The sequence below is a fragment of the Acidovorax sp. GW821-FHT09B03 genome (genome assembly GCF_059418305.1).
Genome location: NZ_JBWKPP010000019.1, coordinates 52,271 through 71,499 on the forward strand (window position 1 = coordinate 52,271; position 19,229 = coordinate 71,499).

Consider the following 19,229-nt stretch of genomic DNA (forward strand, 5'->3'; position numbering starts at 1 on the left):
GTATCCCCCAAGGATGACCGAGGTCAATGGATGCGCGCACTGGTCCATCCATGATGGGGCTCTCACCCCAAGGAGGACCCCATGTTCAAGCGCATACTCGTTCCCGTCGATGGAAGCCAGACCTCCAACAAGGCACTCGTCACCGCACTTGGGTTGGCGCGGGAATGCGGTGCTGTAGTGCGACTCATGCACGCAATCGATGACCTCGCATTGATATCCGGCTATGACTACAGCATCGACCTGATTCCGATTGCGCGGGCCCACGCGCACAAGCTACTGGCGGATGCGATGGCCATCGCCGGTTCTGCCGGGATAGACGCAGACTCCATCTTGGCCGAGATTCCCGGGGTCCGGCTCGGCGAGACAGTAGCCATCCAGGCCCGTGAATGGAGGGCAGACCTGATTGTTTTGGGGACCCACGGCCGCAAGGGCCTGGGAAGGGTTCTGCTGGGAAGCGGTGCCGAGCAGATTATGCGGACGGCCCCGGTCCCTGTCCTCGTCGTTCGCGGCGACGAATAGAGCGTCCGCACCAGGCGATTCTCCTCATGCGGCAGACGCCCGCTGACAAGCAGGCCATTGCGCATGCGGCCCTTCAACCATCAATGAAAGAGCTGTGAGCCGGCAGGCTGACACGGTCCAAGCAAATTCGCTTCTTGGGGCACTCCATCGCTTGGAAGGCCGGCGACCCAACTGTGGTGCCGACAAGGTATCAGTGGGCCATCAATACGGGCAATGTCATCGCGTTCAATACGGATCTGGTGGCGCCCCCCATGATCCATTCGCGAGATCGACTATGTCCATAACACCCCATGACGAGAAGGTCTGCACCCACGTCAGCACACGAAGAGAGAATGCTTTCACCAACTTCGCCATCGCCACCTTGGATGTCACGGTAATTCGCTTTGATGCCATGGGCTTGAAGATAGCCGGCCAAGAACGGATTCCTGGTTTGCTCCGATGCGCTGCCGGTAACGACCAGCACGTGCTTGGCGTGCTGTAACCAAGGCAGGGAGGCGGCAAGTGCGCGAGAGGCTTGCGGCGTTTCCTTCCAGGCAACCACCACGGAATCTCCCACAGAGTCGACGCGTCCCACCCGAGGCAAGATCAATGCAGGCCGTCCCGACTCAACCAGGACACTTGGCAGAAAATCCGAGGGCAGCAGGCCAGCCGCAGGATCATCTTCTTCACGCTGCCCCATGACCAAAAGGTCGACATAGAGTGCCCTCCTGGCAAAACCCCATGGTCCTTCGGGCAAAGGTTCCGCCCAGCGCATTCTGGCTGAATTTTGACCAAACTCATCGAATAGCCTGCGCGCTTTACGCAAGCAGTCATCGTCGGATTCATGTGCATGCTTGAGGACTGCAGTAGCGCCCCCGAGAGCGTACGGATACAGCATCACGGCGGAAAGCATGCATGGCTGTGCGATCACAGATGCATCGAACTTTTCGGCCAGATGTCTCGCCACTCCGATGCGCTCGCCGGCCTTTGCGGAGCTATCAACGTGCAGCAGAATTGACTTCATGTTTTGCATGGCTACCCTTCAGGAATTGACCAGGTACAGCCACGGTATACGGCCTCGCTCAATCACCCTTGATCTGCATCAGCTCCGGATCATGCCCCGCATTCCAAACAAGGCTGGCGGCCGCCCTTTTCCGAGGGCACGATACTGGAGGCCATCCCATCAAAGCCGGCTGCAGCATCGGCATCTCGATCTACAAGGCATTGAGCGGTATGCGCAGGTAAGCCACGCCGTTGTCGTCCTTGGGCGGCAGGTCGCCAGCGCGGATGTTGACCTGCACCGAGGGCAGGATCAGCACCGGCATCTCCAGCGTGGCGTCGCGGCGCATGCGCATGGCGGCGAATTCATCCTCGCCCACGCCGTCGTGCACGTGGATGTTGTGCGCGCGCTGCGCGGCCACCGTGGTCTGCCAGGCGGGCTCGCGGCCGGCGGGCGGGTAGTCGTGGCACATGAACAGGCGCGTCTCGGGCGGCAGGGCCAGCAGCCGGCGGATGGACTGGTACAGCGTGTGCGCGTTGCCGCCCGGAAAGTCGCAACGCGCCGTGCCCACATCGGGCATGAACAGGGTGTCGCCCACGAACACGGCGTCGCCCACCTGGTAGGCCATGCAGGCCGGGGTGTGGCCCGGCACCGCCAGGGCCTGCGCGTGCAGGCTGCCGATGCGGAACGCCTCGCCATCGGCGAACAGGTGGTCGAACTGCGCACCGTCGGCATGAAAGCCCGGCTCCAGGTGGAAGATGCCCTTGAACACCTCCTGCACCTGGGTGATGGCGGCGCCAATGGCGATCTGCCCGCCCAGCACCTCGCGCAGGTGGTGCGCGGCCGTGAGGTGGTCGGCATGGGCATGGGTTTCCAGAATCCACTGCACCGTGAGGCGCTGCGCGCGCACGAAGTCGACCACCTTGCCGGCCGATGCGGTGCGGGTGCGGCCGGCCTTGGGGTCGTAGTCGAGCACCGGGTCGACGATGGCGCAATGCCCGCCCGGGTGGTCGAAGACCACGTAGGTCACGGTCCAGGTGGCGGGGTCGAAGAAGGCCTGAACCTGGGGTTGTGCGGGGTCTTGCGGTTGCATGGGGGTATCCTTGCGCCATCAATTAAGATATTTATAGTTTATTGACAGATATTTTGTTTGTCAATAAACTATCGGCCAGGACATTGATCCAATGACCCGCAACCCGCAACCAATGGAGCCCCCATGCAGGCCCAAACCATCCCCCCCATGGACCTGGAAAGCCTGCGCCGCTCGGCCGACAGCGCTTGCCGGCTGATGAAGGCGCTGTCCAACCCCGACCGGCTGCTGCTGCTATGCCAGCTCACAGAGGGAGAAAAGCGCGTGGGCGAGCTGGAGGCGTTGGTAGGCATCGCCCAGCCCACGCTGTCGCAGCAACTGGGTGTGCTGCGCGACGAAGGTCTGGTGACCACCCGCCGCGACGGCAAGCACATCCATTACCAGATCGCCAGCCCCCAGGCGCTGGCCGTCATGCAGACCCTGTTCGAACAATTCTGCGCACCCAAGGAGGCACCCCATGCAGATTGACTGGAACCATTTCACCCCCTGGGCGGCCCTTGCGGGCGGCCTGGTCCTGGGCCTGGCGGCTGCGGCCTTCGTGCTGCTGCATGGCCGCATCCTGGGCATCAGCGGCATCCTGGGCGGGCTGCTGCACCCACGCAGCAAGGATGCTGCGTGGCGCGTGGCCTTTGTGCTGGGCCTGCTGGCCGCGCCCCTGCTCTACCGGCTGGCAGTGGGCATGACGGAGGTGCGCATCGACGCCAGCTGGGGCATGGTGGTGCTGGCCGGGCTGCTGGTGGGCGTGGGCACGCGCTATGGCTCGGGCTGCACCAGCGGCCACGGCGTGTGCGGCATCTCGCGCCTGTCGCCGCGCTCACTGGTGGCCACGCTGGCCTTCATGGGCGCGGGCTTTGCCACCGTCTACCTCATCCGCCACGCACTGGCCTGATCACAGAAGGACCGATCCATGAAGCTCCAACGCATTTCCGAATTCGGCATCGGCCTGGTCTTTGGACTGGGCCTCATCATCTCGGGCATGACCGACCCGGGCAAGGTACTCGGCTTTCTCGACCTGGCCGGCCTGTGGGACCCTTCGCTCGCCTTCGTGATGGGTGGCGCCATCATGGTGGGCCTGCTGGCTTTCGCCGTGGCCCGCAGGCGCAGCACCAGCGTGCTGGGCGGCGCCATGCAGTTGCCCACCGCACGGCACATCGACCGGCGCCTGGTGCTGGGCAGCCTGCTGTTCGGTGCGGGTTGGGGCATCGCGGGCTTTTGCCCCGGGCCGGCCATCGTGTCGCTGGGCGCAGGCGAGCCCAAGGCCGTGGTGTTCGTGCTGGCCATGTTGGCGGGCATGGGCGTCTTCGAATGGCTGGAGGGGCGCAAACGGGCGCGCAACGCACCCCAGGCGGCTTGAGCGGGCGTGAACGCCATGACCACCAGCCCCTGGCTTGCCGCCATCGCCACCCTGGGCACCATTGCAGCGTACGAGGCCTGGCTGGCCGTGGCGCAGCGGCGCACCCCCGGGCGGCTGGCACGCACGGCCCATGCCTCGTTGCGCGAAGACTGGTTTGCCGCCATTTCGGCGCAGCCAGGCTCCGAGATCCTGGCCGTGCAGACGCTGCGCAACTCGCTGATGTCGGCCACCATGACAGCGTCCTCCGCGGTGCTGGGCCTCATGGGCGCGCTGTCGCTCACCGCCCCCACGCTGCACGCCACACTGGGCGAAGCTGCCACCGCCGCCTGGCCGCATGTCACACCGCGACTGGCGATGGAGCTGGTGCTGCTGTGCCTGCTGTTCGCCTCGCTCGTGGCGTCGGTCATGGCCGTGCGCTATTACAACCATGCGGGCTTCATCGGCGGCATGCCCGTGGGCGCGCCCCAGCGCCAGCGCTGGTCCGCCGCTGGCGCCGCCTACGTGCGCAAGGCCGGCCTGCTCTACAGCTGGGGCCTGCGGCAGCTGATGCTGCTGGTACCGGTAGTGGCCTTTGTGCTGCATCCGCTGGCAGGCGTGGCGGGGGCGCTGCTGGTGGTGGCAGCACTGCTGCGCTTCGACCGGTTTTCGGCCCGGGAATGAGGGGCGTACTACGAGGGCAAAAAGCTCGCTAACTCTCGGGCGGACTCCGGCGACAAGCCATGCCATGCGCGCCATCGCGCACCGACGCAGGGACCCTTCGCGCCACTGCAGCGCCCAGGCTGCACCGACATCAGTTCTTGCCCCACCCAGGCAGCGCCGCAGCCTGCCGGATCCACGCCACCATCTGCGCCTCGTCCAGCCCGCCTTCGTGCACGTTGATCCAGCGCGCATCCTCGCCCGAGCCGCCTTCGGGCGCGGGGTTCAGCGATGCGCCCTTGAAGAAGCTCACCTTGATGAACTTGGCGAACACGTGGTAGCCCAGGAACCAGCCCTGCCCCGCGATGCCGTAGAAGGGTGAGTTCCAGCGCACGGCCTTGGTGACCTGGGGCACGTTGGCCTCGACCAGTGCGTCGAGCCGGGCGCACAGGCCGCGGCGCCAGTCGTCGGGGATGGCGGCGATGTAGGCCTGCACGGGTGCATCGCCGTCGGCCTTGGCGATCTGGGGGTTGTCGCCGGACAGCAGCACGGGCTTGGCCGCCGGGGCGGCGGCGGGCCGCCTTTTGGCAGGCACGGCGGCCTTCTTGGCCACGGCAGCCGGCGTCCTGGCCGGGGCAGCCACGCTGCGGGTGGCTGCGGGTGCCGGCTTGGCCAAGGCCGCCGTCTTGCTCTTCGTGGGGGATGGGGCCTTCTTCACGGGCGCCTTGGTGGGCGCTTTGGTCGTTGTGGAAGGCGAAGACTTCGCCGCTGCGGCTGCTTTTGCAGTTGCCTTGCGCGCAGGCGGCTTCGTCTCTGGCTTGCTGGTGGCCATGGTATTCACTCCCTGTGAATGGCAGGTCAGCCACCCCTATGGGTGATTGCCTGCCTATAAAAAGAGTGCGAAGGGTACCAGCCCTTTGTGAAGTTGCGCCAGGCCCCTTCCCCGTACGGAGCAATCCGACCCAGGTCGAGCGCAGCGCTCAGGCCACCTCGGCCAGAAAGATCAGCTGCAGCGGCCGATCCAGCAGTTCGTCGAAGCGCTTGGCGAACGCCTGGAAATACGGCGTGGCGATGTGTGCATCCAGTGCCGCCCGGTCAGCGAACGATTCGCGCATGTAGAAAGTACCCGGTGCATCGACCTGCTCGAACAGGGTGTAGTCGAGGCAGCCGGGCTCCTGGCGGGTCAGTGGCACCATGGCCTTCAGGGCTGCGCGCAGTGGGTCGTGCTGATTCGCCTTGGCGTGCAGAACAGCCAGGCTGACGAGGGGTGGGGTTGGCTGTGGTTGCGCCGCCATCACGCCCACCCCTCCAGCACCACCTTGCCACGCGCCTTGCCCGATTCGAGCAGCGCATGCGCCTTCTTCAGGTTCTCGGCGTTGATGCTGCCAAAGCGCTCGGCCAGGGTGGTGCGCACCAGGCCGGCGTCGACCAGGGCGGCCACCTCGTTGAGCAGGTGGTGCTGGCCGACCATGTCGGCGGTGCCGAACAGCGAGCGGGTGAACATCAGCTCCCAGTGGATGGAGACGGACTTGCGCTTGAAGGGCATCACGTCCAGCGCCTTGGGGTCGTCGATGAGGCCGAACTTTCCTTGCGGGGCGATGGCCTCGATGATCTGCGCGAGGTGGGCGTCGGTCTGCGTCAGGCTGACGATGTAGTCCACCGTGGGGAAGCCGATGGCCTTGAGCTCCTGTGCCAGCGGCTGGCTGTGGTCGATGACGTGGTGGGCGCCCAGCTCCTTCACCCAGGCCTGGGTTTCGGGGCGCGATGCGGTGCCGATCACCGTGAGGCTGGTCAGGCGCGAGGCCAGTTGCGTGAGGATGGAGCCGACACCACCCGATGCGCCGATGATCAGCAGCGACTTGCCTTCGGGCTTCTTGCCGGGCTGCACCCCCAGGCGGTCGAACAGCATCTCCCACGCGGTGATGGCCGTGAGCGGCAGCGCGGCAGCCTGGGCAAAGTCGAGCGTCTTGGGCGCATGGCCCACGATGCGCTCGTCCACCAGATGCAGCTCGGCATTGGTGCCGGGGCGGGCGATGGAGCCGGCGTACCACACGCGGTCACCTGGCTTAAAGAGCGTCACATCCGGGCCTACCGCCTTCACGATGCCGCTGGCGTCCCAGCCGAGCACCTTCCAGGGCTGGCCTTCGGCCGGGGCGCCGCTGCTGCGCACCTTGGTGTCCACCGGGTTCACGGAGATGGCCTTGACCTCCACCAGCAGGTCATGGCCCGTGGCCACGGGTTCGGGCAGGGTGATGTCGAGCAGCGACTCGGCATTGGCGATGGGCTGGGGCTTCTGGTATCCAACGGCTTTCATGGAGAGGGTCCTTTCAAGGAAGAGTAAACAACAAAATCGACTTCAAGGGGGGTTCAGGCTATGGCCTCGGCGGCCGCCTCGTACGGTGCGTAGTCGCTGTAGCCTTGCGCAGCACCGCCGAACAGCGCCTTGGCATCGAAGGCAGCCAGCGGCAGGCCATCCGCGAGCCGGCGCGGCAGATCGGGGTTGGCGATGAAGGGGCGGCCAAAGGCCACCAGGTCGGCAAAGCCATCGCTGAGCACCTGGCTGGCGCGCGCGGCTTCGTACCCGCCGGCCACGATCAGCCGGCCCTGGTAGGTCTGGCGCAGTGCGGTGCGGAAGGTGTCGGGGATCTGCGGCGCATCGGCCCAGTCGGCCTCCACCAGGTGCAGGTAGGCCAGGCCCGTGGCGTCGAGCTGGCGCGCCAGATGCAGGATGGTGGGAATGATCTCGGGGCAGTCCATGCCACGCTGGGTGATGAAGGGCGCCAGCCGCATGCCCGTGCGCTCAGCGCCGGCTTCGCTGGCCACGGCGGCGGCCACCTCCAGCGCAAAGCGCGTGCGCCCTTCCAGCGTGGCGCCGGTGTAGGCATCGGTGCGCTGGTTCGAGGTTGTGCGCAGGAACTGGTCCACCAGGTAGCCATTGGCGCCATGGATTTCCACGCCGTCGAAGCCGGCGCGCATGGCATTGGCCGCCGCGCGGCGGAAATCGCCGACCACGGCCGTGATGTCCGGCACGCTCAGCGCGCGCGGCACCGGGCTGTCGACCATGCGGCCCACGCCGTCATCGCCCGCCACCCACACCTGCGCCTGCGGCGCGATGGCCGAGGGCGCCACGGGCAGCCCGTCGGCATGGAAGCTGGCGTGCGACATGCGGCCCACATGCCACAGCTGCAGCACCATGCGCCCGCCTTCGGCATGCACGGCATCGGCCACGCGGCGCCAGCCGTCCACCTGTGCATCGCTGTAGATGCCGGGCGTGAAGCTGTAGCCCTGGCCCTGGCGCGAGATCTGCGTGGCCTCGCTCACGATCAGGCCGGCGCTGGCGCGCTGGGCATAGTACTGCGCCATCAGCGCGTTGGGCACGTCGCCCGGCTGGCTGCTGCGGGCGCGCGTCATGGGCGCCATGACGATGCGGCTGGGCAGGGCCAGCGGGCCCAGCTGCAGGGGGCGGAACAAGGGGGACGAAGAAGTGGCGGTCATGCGGGGTGGCTCCAGGTAGGGGTCGGCGGCGGTTTGCCGTTTGCATGCCGCTATGGTCTTCATTTCGTGTTGATTGAAAAACCACCCATGCATTGAAGCCACTTTCAATAAAATATTGAAGATCACGCATTCACCCGTACTCCAATTCCCAATCCCTATGAAACCGGCGCGCCGAACCCCAGTGCCCCCGCGCAAGGGCCGCCCCGCCGCGCTGGGGGCGTCCCCCTGGGGGGAAGGCGCGAAGCGACTCAGGGGGGAGCCATGAAAGCTCTGCAAGACCTGGACATCTTTGTGCGCACGGCCGACAACGGCAGCCTGTCGGCCACGGCGCGCGCGCTGGACCTCACGCCCGCTGCCACCAGCGCCGCCCTGAAGCGCCTGGAGGCCGAGCTGGGCGCGCAGCTCTTCGTGCGCTCCACGCGCAGCCTGCGGCTCACGCAGCAGGGCGAGCTGTTCCTCGAGCAATGCCGCCCGGCGCTGGCCGCGCTGCAGCAGGCCGGCCAGCAACTGGTCGCGGGCGGGCAGGCGCTGCGCGGCGTGCTGCAGCTGTCGGCCCCGTCGGACCTGGGGCGCAATGTACTGCTGCCCTGGCTGCACGAGTTCCAGGAGCAGCACCCCGAGGTGGACATCCGCCTGCAACTGTCGGACCGCGTGGCCAATGTCTACAGCGACCCGGTGGATGCGGCCTTTCGCTATGGCAAGCCGCCCGACTCGAGCCTGGTCGCCCTGCCCCTGGCGCCCGGCGTGCGCCGCGTGCTGTGCGCATCGCCCGCCTACCTCGCACGGCACGGTGCACCGGCCACGCCGCACGAACTCACCGGGCACGACTGCCTGTGCTTCATGCTGGGTGACGAGGTGCACGACCGCTGGCGTTTTACTCCGGGCGACGGCGGCGCCGAGGTCACCGTGCGCGTGCGCAGCGTCAACGTATCGAACGACGGCGATGCCGTGCGCCGCTGGGCCCTGCTGGGCAAGGGCATCGCCTACAAGGCCGGGCTCGACGTCGCGGCCGACCTGGCCTCAGACCGGCTGCTGGCGTTGTGCCCGGGCTGGTCGACCGAGCCCACGCCCCTGTTCCTGGTGGTGCCCAGCCGCCGCCAGCTCACGCCGCTGGTGCGGGCGCTGCGGGATTTCGTGGCGGCGCGCACGGCGGCGCTGGGAGTAACCGAGGGCCGTTGAGCAGTCCAGCGATTTCCATACAAACCATCAATTTGTATGGATTGGCGCAGGTGTCCCTACACGATGCCCGTTGCCCTGGCCGGGCGATGCTCCTCCTGCAGGATGGCCGAGAGCTTTTCGAGCGCCCCGCGCAGTTGCTCCTGGCCCATGGCCCCGCCGAGCGAGATGCGCATGGCCTTGTGCACGGCCTCGTCCGCACGGAAGGCATCGGCATCGGTAACGCCCACGCCACGCTGCTGCGCGGTCTGGATCAGCCGGTACGGGTCGGCCTGTGGCGGCAGCTGCAGCCACAGGTGCAGGCCATGCGGGTGGCACTGCACGCCCCGGGGCAGCAAGCGGCCCGCCAGGCGCTGCCGCTGCGCCAGCTCGTGGCGCACCCGCTTGAGCATCTCGTGCGCCATGCCGCTCTCGATGGCATGGGTCGCCACCGCTGTCATCCACGACACCGGCATGAGGCTGATGGAGCGCAGGGCATCCAGCACCGGGGTGATCGCCGCCCCGTGCGGCAGAGCGATGAAGGCCGTCCGCAGGCCGGGCGCCAGGCACTTGGACAGGGTGGAGATGTAGTAGACGGGAGCGCTGTGCCGTCCGCCCGAGTGTGCCGCCACCGGGGCCGGGGCATCGCCGGCGATGAGCCAGTACGGGTCGTCCTCGATGATGACCAGCCCATGCCGGCTTGCCACCGCATGCAATGCGGCGCGGCGCTCGGCCGACAGTGTGCGCGTGGTCGGGTTGTGGATGGTGGGGTTGAGGTACAGGACGCGCGCACCGCCACGGGCACAGGCGTCCTCCAGCGCATCAGGCGACATGCCCTCGGCATCGGCAGCCACCGCAACGATAGCCCGCTCCAGCGCCTGCGCCGCGGCCAGCAGACCCGGGTAGGTCAGCGCTTCGGTGAGCACGCCGTCGCCGGGGTGCGAGCAGGTGAGCAACAGCGCACACAAGGCCGATTGCCCCCCGGGGCAGATGACGATGCGCCCCGGGTCCACCGCCCCCAGCATGGGCTGGAGCCATGCTGCGGCCGCCTGCCGGTCCACCGGCGCGCCGGCGCCCACGTGGTAGCCCATCAGGTCGCCGCTGCCCATGCGTTCCTGCGCCTGCGCGATCCCGGCACGCATCAGCTGGGCAAAGAAGGGGCCGTCCAGCAGCGGCGGGATGTTCATGCCCAGGTCGACCGTCGTCGTGTCCGGGCCCGATGCCTTGCGCCTGATGTAGGAGCCCCCCGCACCCTGCGCCTCCAGCAGGCCCAGCGCCCGCACCTCCGAGTAGGCGCGGGTCACGGTCGTGAGGTCCACGCCCAGTGCCGTGGCCAGCTCCCGCTGCGGCGGCAGGCGGTCGCCCGGGCGCAGCACCAGGTCGTCCACCGCGGTGACGATCTGCTGCACGATCTGCTGGTAGCGGGCGCCCCCTCCTTGCGCGTTCAAGGGGCGGATCCATGCCCGGTTGGGGTTCTTGAGCTTGCGGGCGCTCTCCATTTTGTATGGCTCCTTTGTATTGTTTTTCTCAAGACAAATCCAGAAAATATCCATACAATAACAACATGCATGGAAATTTCCAACTTCTATCGGGATATTTCCTTGCAATTGTCCATACAAGCAAGGGCTGTTCGACCAACGACAGCCAGGAAACCAGGAAATACGCACATGGATTGGGTCCCCATCGTCTTCATCACGTTCAAGGTGCTGGTGTTCGGCACCGGCATGTTCTTCGCCATCAAGTGGCACCACGACCAGGCGAAGAAGGACAAGCAGGACAGGGACAACGAGAAATGACGCCACCGGCGGACCGCAAGCACGCGCCGAACGGCCCGCGATGATGCCCGCCCCGCCGCTTGCGGACCTGGTGCCGCTGCTCGACGCTGCCAATGCCATCGGCAGCCTGCATTCGGGCGTGCGCTGGCCCGAGGCGGAGCAGATCACCGGCCTCGGCCGGGAGCGCCTGTTGCAGGCGCTGGATTTTCTCGAAAGCTACTACGACGTGCCCATCACCACCCGCCCGGGCGGGGAGACCATCGAATTCACACGCCAGGGCGAGGAAGTCCTCGGCTGGGTCCGAGGCAGCTACGCCACCATGGCCGCACTCAAGCACCGGTTTCGGCCATAGCAGCACAGCGCTGGCGTGCGTTCCACGCGCAGCCTGCGGCTCTCGGCCCCGTCGGACCTGGGCCGCAATGTGCGGCTGCCCTGGCTGCATGAGCCAGGCCAAATGGACAGGCGTTCAGCCGGCCGGGCCCGCCAGCGGGCTCCACAGGCTGGGCGTGTGCTCGCGGTCGCGCATCCAGCCGGGCACGTCCGCCGCTGGCATGGGCCGCGCGATGTGAAAGCCCTGCACCAGGTCGCAGCCCTGCGCGCCCAGCACGTCCATCTGCGCCTGCGTTTCCACCCCTTCGGCGACGACCTCCATGCCCAGGCCGTGGGCCAGCTGTATCACGGCCTGCACCACATGGCGCGCCTGCTCGCTGCTGGCCAGGTCGGTGACGAAGCTGCGGTCGATCTTGAGCTGCCGTGCAGGGATGTGGCGCAGCTGCGCCAGCGACGAGTAGCCGGTGCCGAAGTCGTCGATGGACAGCCGCACCCCCATGGCCGCAATGCGCTCGAGCATGGCGCGCTCCTGCGCGGAGTGCTCCATCATGGTCGACTCGGTGATCTCGCACGACAGCTGCGCGGGGCGCAGCCCGTGCGCCGCCAGGGCCTGGCCGATGCGCTCCACCAGGTCGGGCTGGCGCAGCTGGTGGGGTGACAGGTTGACGGAGATACGGCAGCGCAGCCCCAGCGCCTGCCATTGCGCCAGCTGGGCGCAGGCGGTGTCGATGACCCAGTTGCCGATGGCACCGATGAGGCCGTAGCGCTCGGCCAGCGGGATGAAGATCTCCGGGCTGACCTGGCCGAATTTTTCGTGCTCCCAGCGCAGCAGGGCCTCCAGGCCATGCACCCGGCCCTCGGTGCAGTCCACCTTGGGCTGGTAGTGCAGCACCAGGTCGCCGCGCTCCAGCGACTCGCGCAGCGCCTGGCGCATCAGCACCCCTTCGGGGCCGTCGTCGGACATGGATTTCTCGTACAGCACACAGCAGCTGCCGCCGGCGCGCTTGGCCTCGTACATGGCCGCGTCGGCGCAGGCCAGCAGGCGGTCGCCCGAGGGCTCCTGCCGGGGGTGCAGCACCACGCCGATGGAGCACGACAGCGACACCCGGTGGCGGCCCACGGCATACGGGCGGCGCAACACCTCGATGATGCGGCTGCCCACGCGCATGGCATCCTCGCCCGCCGTGGGCGATTCGATCAGCGCCACGAACTCGTCCCCACCCAGCCGCGCCAGCAGGTCGGCGCCCCGCACCACAGACTCCAGGCGCCGCGCCACCTCCTTGAGCACGGCATCGCCCGCGGCATGGCCGAAGCTGTCGTTGATGGGCTTGAAGCCGTCGAGGTCGATGAACATCACGCCCAGCTCGCAGGGCACCCCCGCCTCCGCCCCTGCCTCCATGCCCGTGGCCCCGCCCTGTGCGGCAATGCGCTGCAGCGCCTGGCCCAGGCGTTGGTTGAACAGGGCGCGGTTCGGCAGGCCGCTCAGCGGGTCCTCGAAGGCCTGGCGCTGCAGCTGGTCGTTGGCCCGGCGCAGGTCGGCATTGGCCTGGCGCAGCGAGTCGGCCAGGTCGGAGATGCGGCGCTCGGCGTCCTTGCGCGCGGTGACGTCGCGCGACAGGGCAATGAAGGTGGGCCCCCCCTGCCCCTCCAGGCTGTCATCGGCCGCCTTGCGCGCCACCGACAGCTCAAACCAGCGCTCTCCGGCGGGCAGGTGCAGGCGGTAGGTACGTGGGCGGGCATGCCCCAGGGTGCGCGCCTCGGCGGCAGCGGCCATGGCCAGCTCGCGCAGCTTGGGCGAGAGGGCCTCGCTGACCGTGCGGCCCAACAGCGCGCGGTAGTGCGTGGCCAGCTCCTCGTTGGCGGGCGCATTGCACTGGATGAAGCGGCCCTGGGCATCGAGTTCGAACAGCAGGTCGGGCAGCGCATCGAGGATGGCCGCATTGCGCGCCTGCGCCAGCTGCAGGTCGCGCTGGATGCCGAAGTTCCTGAGCAGGTGCCGCAGCCGGTGGCCCAGGATGGGCCAGTTCACGGGCTTGGAGATGAAGTCCGTGGCGCCGGCGGCATAGGCGTTCTCGACCGATGCCACGTCGTCGTTGCCCGTGACCAGCACGATGGGCACGAACGGACCGGCCTCGTGGCGCAGGATGCCGCACAGCTCGTAGCCGTTGAGGCCTGGCATCTCCACGTCGAGCAGCACCAGCGAGCACGGCGATTGGCGGAACGCGAGCAGCGCAGAAGCCCCGTCCTCGGCCAGCACGGGCTCGAAGCCAAGCTTGCGCACGGCGGCCCGCAGCATGGCGCGCATGCCGGGATCGTCGTCGGCGATCAGCACGCGGACAAGCGCCACCAGCCCCGGTTCGGGCGGCAGCCCTTCTTCCGGCAGGGCCGGCGCCTCCTTGCTCATGGGTGCGCCTCCAGCACGGCATGCAGGGCTGCCACGGTGCGGCGGCGGGCATCGTGCATGCGCGCCAGCCCCTGGCGCACCCCATGGGCGTCATCGGCGAGCGCATGGCGCTCGACGCTGCGCATGCCTTCGGCCATCTCCAGCGCGCCGGCATGGGCGGCCGAGGACTTGAGGCCATGGGCAATGCGCGCGGCATGGGGCAGTTGGCCATCGGCCAGCGCCTGCTCCATGGCGGCCAGCCCCTGCGCCGCGGCGTCGAGGAAACCCGTCACCACCTCGCGCAGCAGCCCCGTGCCGCCCTGCTCGTCCAGGTACAGCAGGGTCTCGACCGCGCGCGCGTCGATGGCTGCGCGGTCGTCGGCAGGCACCACGGGCGCCTCGGGCAGCGCCTGCGGCACCACCTGCAGCCAGGGCGCCAGCGCCGCGGCCAGGGTGCCAATGCCGTAGGGCTTGGCGATGAAGCCGTCCATCCCGCTGGCGCGGCAGCGGGCGGCATCGTCGGCGCCGGCATTGGCCGTGAGCGCGATGATGGGCAGGCTGGCGCCGCGCCCATCGGGCAGGCCGCGTATCGCGCGGCTGGCGGCATAGCCGTCCACCACGGGCATCTGGCAGTCCATGAGCACGGCGTCGAAATCGTGTGCGCGCACCTGCTCGATGGCCTGCGCGCCGTCGTGCGCCTCGCGCCAGGCCAGGCCCAGCTTGCGCAGCATGCCCGCCGCCACGGCGCGGTTGACCGGGTGGTCCTCCACCAGCAGCACGGTGCCTTGCAGGCGCGGCACGTCGTCGGCAGCCGCGCCTGCAGCGCCCTCCCCACCGTTGTCGGTACGCGCGGGCAATGCGCCGGCAACTGGCAGCTCCAGTTGCACCGTGAAGCGCGAGCCGGCGCCCGGCTGGCTTTGCACGGCGATGTCGCCCCCCATGGCCCGGGCCAGGTCGCGGCAGATCGCCAGCCCCAGGCCGGTGCCGCCAAAGCGGCGCGTGGTCGATCCATCGGCCTGGGCAAAGCGCTCGAAGATGCGCTCCTGCGCCTCGGCCGGTATGCCGATGCCCGAGTCCTGCACCACGATGTCCACCTGGGCGCGCCCGGCCACCTGCGCGGGCGCCACCCACACCTGCACATTCACGCTGCCCTGTTCCGTGAACTTGATCGCGTTGCCGATGAGGTTGGCCACGATCTGTCGCAGGCGCAGCGCGTCGCCCACCAATTGGCACTCGGGCATCTGCCACTTCACCTGCGCCTGCAGGTTGAGGCCCTTGGCCAGCGCGGGCTGCACGAACATGGCCTGCGCCGCACCGATCTCGCGCCGCAGGTCGACACCGGCCTGCTCCAGCTGTAGCTGCCCGGCCTCGATCTTCGAGACGTCCAGCACATCGTCGATCAGCGCCAGCAGGTGCCGGCCCGAGGCCTGCACCGCACCGGCCCACTCGCGCTGCTCGCGGCTCAGCCCGCTGCCGAGCAGCAGCTCGTTCATGCCCAGCACGCCATTGAGCGGCGTGCGGATCTCATGGCTGATGGTGGCCAGGAACTCGCTTTTGACCAGCGCCAGCTGCTCGGCCGCCAGGCGCGCACGCTCCAGCGCCCACTGGGCCGCATAGTCCTTGCGCACGATGAACTCGCGCCACCAGCCCACCCCCACCGCCAGCAGGAACAGCGTGACCACGTGGTAGGACCAGTAGGCCGCCTCGGTCGGCGACTGGCCGGGGTGCCACCACAGCGTGGCGCAAAAGGCCGCCAGGATGGCCAGGCCCGCCATCAGCGCCCAGCGGAACTGCAGGCCCAGCACGATGAAGCAGTAGAACTCCAGGAAGGTGAAGTTGAGGATGCCGACCCAGGAGTTCAGCCCCTCGCCGCCTGCCGCATCGATGCGCAGCAATATCCAGAACAGGCACAGCGACAGCGCGACGATGAAACCGGCCAGCACGGGCTGCCAGTGCCGGCGCGCCTGCGGCAGGAAGGTGTAGGCCAGGCCCCCGAGCAGGATGGGCACGGCCACCTGCAGCCGCAGCGCATTGACCGCCACCGTGGGGTAGGCAATCCAGTCGACCAGGAAATCGCCCAGCACCAGCAACAGGCCCAGCAGCAACGCGCCCTGGGCGTAGCGGTGGTAGAACGACAGGTAGTGCTCGCCAAACGCATGCTCGACCTGCGCCGGCTCGAAGCGCAGCAACACCCGCAGCCGCAGGGTGGGCGCGGCGTCCTCAGGGGTGCGGGGGGGCCCGCTGGCGGTGCCCATGGCGGGAATTGGATCGGTGGAGACGGGCGGTTTGGAGATATCGTATAACGAATTGTTACTTTTGCGCAGCAGAGATTGGTGATGGCCCCTCAGGGCAGTCGGCGGCGCACGCTGGCGTGTGGTTGGCTACCACCAGATCAGGCCATGGGCTATACAGGCCCCGCCTGCGGCAGGGTGAAGCTGAGCGAAATCCGCTCCCGCCCCGGAACCGCCATCCTCACCGCACCAGGGATGTCGATGTAAGGGCGGCCCTTCAACAGCCGGTCCGGCTGCATGAAACCCGCAAACACCTCGATGGTGATGCCACCGCGCTCGTCCACCGCCACGTCCTGCGGGCGGATGCCATCGAAGTCAGGCCAGGCGCAGCCCAGCAACTGCTCGGTGGCAGCCTTGCGCGCGGCCGCCTTGCCGCGCACCACCAGCCGAGCCAGGTCGAGCGCCCCATCCCACTCCAGCCACAGCGCCAATGTGCCGCTGCCTTGCTTCACCGTGGCCAGCTTCACTGCATGGCAAAAACCATCGGCTGCCAAAGCCCGTAAGGCCGGCAGGTAGGTATGGCGCTCCACCCCGCAGGCATCCAGCACGGTCTGCAGCCCCGCCACCAAGGCGGCATGGGCCGCCATCGCCCGCTCGGGGGCAGGCAGCATGGCAATGGCGTTCCAGTCGGCAGCGATCTCCACATCAGTGCAGCCATCGAACACCTCGCCGCTCCAGGCGGCCGGATGTTCAACCCCGTAGATATTGACCTTGGCGATGTCCCTGCCCGTGCGCAGCCCCAGCTTGCGCAGAGTCTTGTGCAACTGGTACTCAATGGGCCCGAGCAGCCACAGCTCAGGCAGAAACCCTGGCGCCCCGCTGGTGCGCGAGTGCCGCGCCAGGTCGCGAAGGGCCCGGCCTGGAGGTACCGGGGGTTTCATGGCATCGCCCTTACCCTCGCCTTCGCCATGGCGGCTCAGTTGGGGCGCTTCATGATGACCTGGCGCAGCTCCTCGTACTCGCTGCGCGTCACCGCCTGGGCGTCGTAGGCCTTTACCAGGTCGTCGAGCTCGCGGCCCTTGGAGAACTTGACGCCCTCCTGCACGGTCACGCGCGAGGTGCTGCTGCTCACGCAGCCGGCCAGCGATGCCAGGCATGCGCAGACGAGGGTGATGGTGGCAATCCGATGGTGGTTGTGCTTGTTCATGGCGCTGTTCTCACTCACTTCACGCTGTCGATCAGCCGGCGGCGCTGGCTGTCGTACTCTCGGCTGCTCAATGCGCCGTTGTTGAAGGCACTTTTCAGGTCGATCAGTTGCTGGCCGATGGTGGCCTCGACCGGCGCGCGCACGACGTCGGTCGAACTGCATGCCGACAGGGCCAGCACGGCCGCCACTGCCAGGAACGCCATGCTTGTTGGAAATTTCATGCACCCTCCTCCTTGGTTTGATGATCTCGGACGCTGAATCCTAGCCCACTTCGGACCGGCGGCCGGGGTGCGACGGCCTCACCGCAACGGGTGCGGCAATGGCCCGTGGCCACGCTAAGGCCGGCTGGCCTTGAAGGCGTCCAGCCGCGCCTGGCGCTCTGCCTTGAACGAGCCACTCAGCGCCGCGGAAAGCTCCTCCCTGCGCATCACCTTGCCGCAGGACTGGCAGTCGGGGCCCAGCCCGGGGTCCTGCCCGCAGGGGAGGTGGGTGTACTGGATGGCGACCTCTTCGTCCCGGGACTTGAACCATGTCTCGCCCCAGGCGCGAAGTGCCAGGAACACGGGGTGGAAGGCAATGCCCATCTCGGTCAGGTGGTACTCGTGCCGCGGGGGCCTTTCGCTGTAGGGCCGGCGCTCGATCAGTCCGTCCGATTCGAGCTTCTTGAGGCGGCTGGCCACCATCTGCGGCGTGGCCTGCGTTTGCGCCTGGATCTCCTCGAAGCGGCGGTTGCCGAGGAACAGCTCGCGCAGCACCAGCACGGTCCAGCGGTCGCCGACCACGCCTTGCGCACGCGCAATCGGGCACAGGGTGGTAGGGCTGGAACTGGGGCCAATCGCCTCGTCCGCCGTGAACGGTTTTGTCGGTTTCCTGGTCATTGGGGGCATTGTACCCCTTGTCACTATGAAAATCATAGATATAGTGACCGGTGTGCGCAGGGCGATCTGCAAGCCGCCTCGCGCACCGCGCAATCCGCCCGGATTGCGGCGACACCACGCAACCACCACACCGAAAGGCTTTTTCATGTCTGAACCCACCCAACTCGATCTCGCTGCCATCGCCGAACGCTACGCCCAGGCCTGGCTCTCCCACGATCCCCGGGCCATCGTTGCGCTGCACACGCCGGACTCGAGCTTCCAGGCGCATGGCCGCGGAGAACAGGCCCAGGGCCATGCCGCGCTGCTGCAGGAGTTCGCCGAGGTCTTCGAGCGCTACCCCGGCTTTGGCGTGGAGACCCGGCGCCTGCTGCTCGGCGAACAGCACTGGACGCTGGACTGGACCCTGACTTTTCAGCCCCCAGGCAAGGAGCGCCGGGGTTTTCATGCGCTCGACGTCGTCGAGGTGGACAGCACCGGGCTGGTCACGCGCAAGGACACGTTCTTCGACTTTGCGCAGGTCAAGGCGGCCATGGCCTGAACCCCATGAACAACACCCTCCTCAACTCCCCCCAGCCCCTCTTCGAGCAGCCGCTGCTCGACGCCCTGCCGGTGCGGCACCTGTGCGACCTGCGGGTGGCCCTGGAGACGCCCCGTGCCATCCCCACGCCACGGGGCACGGTGGTGCCCTACATCGGCAAGGGTGGCCGGCTTGATGGCCCGAAGCTGCGCGGCGAATTTTTGCCGGGCAGCGTCGACTGGGTGCTGATCGGCAACGACGGCATCAGCCGGCTCGACGTGCGCGGTGCCATGCGCACCGACGACGGTGCGCTCATCGCCTTTGAAAGCAAGGGCATCGCCAAGCTCCCGCCGGACGGCCGGGCGCGGCTGGCCAAGGGAGAGCGCCTTGCGTTCAGCGAGACCTACCTGCGAACCACGCCCAAGTTCGAGACATCGGACGAGCGCTACCTGTGGCTCAACGGGCTGGTACTCGTGGGCTACAACGAGCTGTCGGCAGGCCAGATCGACTTTCGCATCTACCAGGTGCTTTGAAGCCGCCCGACTCCCGACGAGCAGCCCACGCATCCCCCCGATTGAATCCCTTGTGGAACCACGAAGCGCCGCCATGCTGCAAGCCATTCTCCATTGGGCCAAAAGAGCGCTGCAAGGGTTCGCCGCGGGGGGGGAATGAGTCCCCGC

General features: G+C 67.8%; 23 protein-coding genes. 10 read left to right on the forward strand and 13 right to left on the reverse strand.

Annotation, left to right across the window (positions count from 1 at the left end; all coding sequences use genetic code 11):
* Positions 1–81: 81 nt before the first annotated feature.
* Positions 82–519 carry a universal stress protein gene (locus AC07PA_RS26425; protein ID WP_007848561.1) on the forward strand — a complete coding sequence of 146 codons (438 nt, stop codon included), beginning with the start codon at positions 82–84 and terminating at the stop codon, positions 517–519.
* A gap of 190 nt (positions 520–709) precedes the next feature.
* Here the strand turns inward: AC07PA_RS26425 and AC07PA_RS26430 are convergent, their stop codons facing one another.
* The gene (locus AC07PA_RS26430; protein WP_494607833.1) at positions 710–1,531 is read right to left on the reverse strand and encodes a universal stress protein; all 822 of its coding nucleotides are present in this window, start codon (positions 1,529–1,531) and stop codon (positions 710–712) included.
* A gap of 181 nt (positions 1,532–1,712) precedes the next feature.
* Positions 1,713–2,591 carry an MBL fold metallo-hydrolase gene (locus AC07PA_RS26435; RefSeq protein WP_494607831.1) on the reverse strand — a complete coding sequence of 293 codons (879 nt, stop codon included), beginning with the start codon at positions 2,589–2,591 and terminating at the stop codon, positions 1,713–1,715.
* Positions 2,592–2,714: 123 nt separating this feature from the next.
* Between AC07PA_RS26435 and AC07PA_RS26440 the strand changes: the two genes are divergently transcribed.
* From AC07PA_RS26440 to AC07PA_RS26455, 4 genes are read left to right on the forward strand one after another with little or no spacing between them, the layout of a single operon-like run.
* The gene (locus AC07PA_RS26440) at positions 2,715–3,056 is read left to right on the forward strand and encodes an ArsR/SmtB family transcription factor (RefSeq protein WP_007848567.1); all 342 of its coding nucleotides are present in this window, start codon (positions 2,715–2,717) and stop codon (positions 3,054–3,056) included.
* Entirely contained in the window at positions 3,046–3,477 is a 432-nt protein-coding gene (locus tag AC07PA_RS26445) for a YeeE/YedE family protein (RefSeq protein ID WP_494607829.1), read from the forward strand. The genes AC07PA_RS26440 and AC07PA_RS26445 overlap by 11 nt, the downstream gene beginning before the upstream one ends.
* 18 nt (positions 3,478–3,495) lie before the next feature.
* Positions 3,496–3,942 (forward strand): DUF6691 family protein, encoded by a 447-nt coding sequence (locus AC07PA_RS26450; RefSeq protein ID WP_494607827.1) that lies wholly within the window; start codon positions 3,496–3,498, stop codon positions 3,940–3,942.
* Positions 3,943–3,957: 15 nt separating this feature from the next.
* Positions 3,958–4,602, forward strand: a complete 645-nt coding sequence (locus AC07PA_RS26455) for a DUF599 domain-containing protein (RefSeq protein ID WP_494607825.1) — start codon at positions 3,958–3,960, stop codon at positions 4,600–4,602.
* A gap of 130 nt (positions 4,603–4,732) precedes the next feature.
* On the opposite strand, the gene AC07PA_RS26460 is transcribed toward AC07PA_RS26455, so the two are convergent.
* The 4 genes from AC07PA_RS26460 to AC07PA_RS26475 form a co-directional block, all read right to left on the reverse strand.
* Positions 4,733–5,296, reverse strand: a complete 564-nt coding sequence (locus AC07PA_RS26460; protein ID WP_494607824.1) for a DUF1801 domain-containing protein — start codon at positions 5,294–5,296, stop codon at positions 4,733–4,735.
* A 262-nt stretch (positions 5,297–5,558) separates the two neighbouring features.
* A complete protein-coding gene (locus tag AC07PA_RS26465; RefSeq protein ID WP_494607822.1) occupies positions 5,559–5,873 on the reverse strand; it encodes a putative quinol monooxygenase in 315 nt (104 codons plus the stop codon).
* Positions 5,873–6,892, reverse strand: coding sequence for a zinc-binding alcohol dehydrogenase family protein (locus AC07PA_RS26470; protein WP_494607820.1), 1,020 nt, complete (start codon positions 6,890–6,892; stop codon positions 5,873–5,875). The genes AC07PA_RS26465 and AC07PA_RS26470 overlap by 1 nt, the downstream gene beginning before the upstream one ends.
* Before the next feature lie 53 nt (positions 6,893–6,945).
* Positions 6,946–8,073: an alkene reductase gene (locus tag AC07PA_RS26475; RefSeq protein ID WP_494607818.1), complete on the reverse strand. Its 1,128-nt coding sequence runs from the start codon at positions 8,071–8,073 to the stop codon at positions 6,946–6,948.
* A gap of 261 nt (positions 8,074–8,334) precedes the next feature.
* On the opposite strand from AC07PA_RS26475, the gene AC07PA_RS26480 reads away from it, so the two are divergent.
* Positions 8,335–9,252, forward strand: coding sequence for a LysR family transcriptional regulator (locus tag AC07PA_RS26480; protein WP_494607816.1), 918 nt, complete (start codon positions 8,335–8,337; stop codon positions 9,250–9,252).
* 56 nt (positions 9,253–9,308) lie between these two features.
* Here AC07PA_RS26480 and AC07PA_RS26485 read toward each other — a convergent pair whose 3' ends face one another.
* On the reverse strand, positions 9,309–10,727 hold the full coding sequence (locus tag AC07PA_RS26485) for an aminotransferase-like domain-containing protein (RefSeq protein ID WP_494607814.1): 1,419 nt from the start codon (positions 10,725–10,727) through the stop codon (positions 9,309–9,311).
* Between the two features lie 168 nt (positions 10,728–10,895).
* Between AC07PA_RS26485 and AC07PA_RS26490 the strand changes: the two genes are divergently transcribed.
* Both AC07PA_RS26490 and AC07PA_RS26495 read left to right on the forward strand, forming a co-directional pair.
* The gene (locus AC07PA_RS26490; RefSeq protein WP_007848592.1) at positions 10,896–11,024 is read left to right on the forward strand and encodes a hypothetical protein; all 129 of its coding nucleotides are present in this window, start codon (positions 10,896–10,898) and stop codon (positions 11,022–11,024) included.
* A 43-nt stretch (positions 11,025–11,067) separates the two neighbouring features.
* Positions 11,068–11,355, forward strand: a complete 288-nt coding sequence (locus AC07PA_RS26495) for a hypothetical protein (protein WP_145697908.1) — start codon at positions 11,068–11,070, stop codon at positions 11,353–11,355.
* A gap of 114 nt (positions 11,356–11,469) precedes the next feature.
* Here the strand turns inward: AC07PA_RS26495 and AC07PA_RS26500 are convergent, their stop codons facing one another.
* The 6 genes from AC07PA_RS26500 to AC07PA_RS26525 form a co-directional block, all read right to left on the reverse strand.
* On the reverse strand, positions 11,470–13,737 hold the full coding sequence (locus AC07PA_RS26500) for a putative bifunctional diguanylate cyclase/phosphodiesterase (RefSeq protein ID WP_494607812.1): 2,268 nt from the start codon (positions 13,735–13,737) through the stop codon (positions 11,470–11,472).
* A complete protein-coding gene (locus AC07PA_RS26505) occupies positions 13,734–15,971 on the reverse strand; it encodes an ATP-binding protein (protein ID WP_494607810.1) in 2,238 nt (745 codons plus the stop codon). Before AC07PA_RS26505 ends, AC07PA_RS26500 begins: the two co-directional genes overlap by 4 nt.
* 149 nt (positions 15,972–16,120) lie before the next feature.
* Positions 16,121–16,888: a hypothetical protein gene (locus AC07PA_RS26510; protein WP_494607808.1), complete on the reverse strand. Its 768-nt coding sequence runs from the start codon at positions 16,886–16,888 to the stop codon at positions 16,121–16,123.
* A gap of 35 nt (positions 16,889–16,923) precedes the next feature.
* Entirely contained in the window at positions 16,924–17,154 is a 231-nt protein-coding gene (locus tag AC07PA_RS26515; protein ID WP_494607806.1) for a hypothetical protein, read from the reverse strand.
* A 14-nt stretch (positions 17,155–17,168) separates the two neighbouring features.
* The gene (locus tag AC07PA_RS26520) at positions 17,169–17,375 is read right to left on the reverse strand and encodes a hypothetical protein (protein WP_007848609.1); all 207 of its coding nucleotides are present in this window, start codon (positions 17,373–17,375) and stop codon (positions 17,169–17,171) included.
* 114 nt (positions 17,376–17,489) lie between these two features.
* Positions 17,490–18,032, reverse strand: a complete 543-nt coding sequence (locus tag AC07PA_RS26525; RefSeq protein ID WP_494607804.1) for a winged helix-turn-helix transcriptional regulator — start codon at positions 18,030–18,032, stop codon at positions 17,490–17,492.
* 145 nt (positions 18,033–18,177) lie between these two features.
* Between AC07PA_RS26525 and AC07PA_RS26530 the strand changes: the two genes are divergently transcribed.
* Entirely contained in the window at positions 18,178–18,570 is a 393-nt protein-coding gene (locus AC07PA_RS26530; RefSeq protein ID WP_494607802.1) for a nuclear transport factor 2 family protein, read from the forward strand.
* A gap of 5 nt (positions 18,571–18,575) precedes the next feature.
* Positions 18,576–19,082 (forward strand): DUF3237 domain-containing protein, encoded by a 507-nt coding sequence (locus tag AC07PA_RS26535; RefSeq protein WP_494607800.1) that lies wholly within the window; start codon positions 18,576–18,578, stop codon positions 19,080–19,082.
* Positions 19,083–19,229: the final 147 nt, after the last annotated feature.

Bases quoted from the DNA above. Each gene is read 5' to 3' on its own strand.
- AC07PA_RS26425 (WP_007848561.1), top strand. From the start codon at position 82: ATGTTCAAGCGCATACTCGTTCCCGTCGATGGAAGCCAGACCTCCAAC.
- AC07PA_RS26430 (WP_494607833.1), bottom strand. From the start codon at position 1,531: ATGCAAAACATGAAGTCAATTCTGCTGCACGTTGATAGCTCCGCAAAG.
- AC07PA_RS26435 (WP_494607831.1), bottom strand. From the start codon at position 2,591: ATGCAACCGCAAGACCCCGCACAACCCCAGGTTCAGGCCTTCTTCGAC.
- AC07PA_RS26440 (WP_007848567.1), top strand. From the start codon at position 2,715: ATGCAGGCCCAAACCATCCCCCCCATGGACCTGGAAAGCCTGCGCCGC.
- AC07PA_RS26445 (WP_494607829.1), top strand. From the start codon at position 3,046: ATGCAGATTGACTGGAACCATTTCACCCCCTGGGCGGCCCTTGCGGGC.
- AC07PA_RS26450 (WP_494607827.1), top strand. From the start codon at position 3,496: ATGAAGCTCCAACGCATTTCCGAATTCGGCATCGGCCTGGTCTTTGGA.
- AC07PA_RS26455 (WP_494607825.1), top strand. From the start codon at position 3,958: ATGACCACCAGCCCCTGGCTTGCCGCCATCGCCACCCTGGGCACCATT.
- AC07PA_RS26465 (WP_494607822.1), bottom strand. From the start codon at position 5,873: ATGGCGGCGCAACCACAGCCAACCCCACCCCTCGTCAGCCTGGCTGTT.
- AC07PA_RS26470 (WP_494607820.1), bottom strand. From the start codon at position 6,892: ATGAAAGCCGTTGGATACCAGAAGCCCCAGCCCATCGCCAATGCCGAG.
- AC07PA_RS26475 (WP_494607818.1), bottom strand. From the start codon at position 8,073: ATGACCGCCACTTCTTCGTCCCCCTTGTTCCGCCCCCTGCAGCTGGGC.
- AC07PA_RS26480 (WP_494607816.1), top strand. From the start codon at position 8,335: ATGAAAGCTCTGCAAGACCTGGACATCTTTGTGCGCACGGCCGACAAC.
- AC07PA_RS26485 (WP_494607814.1), bottom strand. From the start codon at position 10,727: ATGGAGAGCGCCCGCAAGCTCAAGAACCCCAACCGGGCATGGATCCGC.
- AC07PA_RS26490 (WP_007848592.1), top strand. From the start codon at position 10,896: ATGGATTGGGTCCCCATCGTCTTCATCACGTTCAAGGTGCTGGTGTTC.
- AC07PA_RS26495 (WP_145697908.1), top strand. From the start codon at position 11,068: ATGCCCGCCCCGCCGCTTGCGGACCTGGTGCCGCTGCTCGACGCTGCC.
- AC07PA_RS26500 (WP_494607812.1), bottom strand. From the start codon at position 13,737: ATGAGCAAGGAGGCGCCGGCCCTGCCGGAAGAAGGGCTGCCGCCCGAA.
- AC07PA_RS26505 (WP_494607810.1), bottom strand. From the start codon at position 15,971: ATGGGCACCGCCAGCGGGCCCCCCCGCACCCCTGAGGACGCCGCGCCC.
- AC07PA_RS26510 (WP_494607808.1), bottom strand. From the start codon at position 16,888: ATGAAACCCCCGGTACCTCCAGGCCGGGCCCTTCGCGACCTGGCGCGG.
- AC07PA_RS26515 (WP_494607806.1), bottom strand. From the start codon at position 17,154: ATGAACAAGCACAACCACCATCGGATTGCCACCATCACCCTCGTCTGC.
- AC07PA_RS26520 (WP_007848609.1), bottom strand. From the start codon at position 17,375: ATGAAATTTCCAACAAGCATGGCGTTCCTGGCAGTGGCGGCCGTGCTG.
- AC07PA_RS26525 (WP_494607804.1), bottom strand. From the start codon at position 18,032: ATGACCAGGAAACCGACAAAACCGTTCACGGCGGACGAGGCGATTGGC.
- AC07PA_RS26530 (WP_494607802.1), top strand. From the start codon at position 18,178: ATGTCTGAACCCACCCAACTCGATCTCGCTGCCATCGCCGAACGCTAC.
- AC07PA_RS26535 (WP_494607800.1), top strand. From the start codon at position 18,576: ATGAACAACACCCTCCTCAACTCCCCCCAGCCCCTCTTCGAGCAGCCG.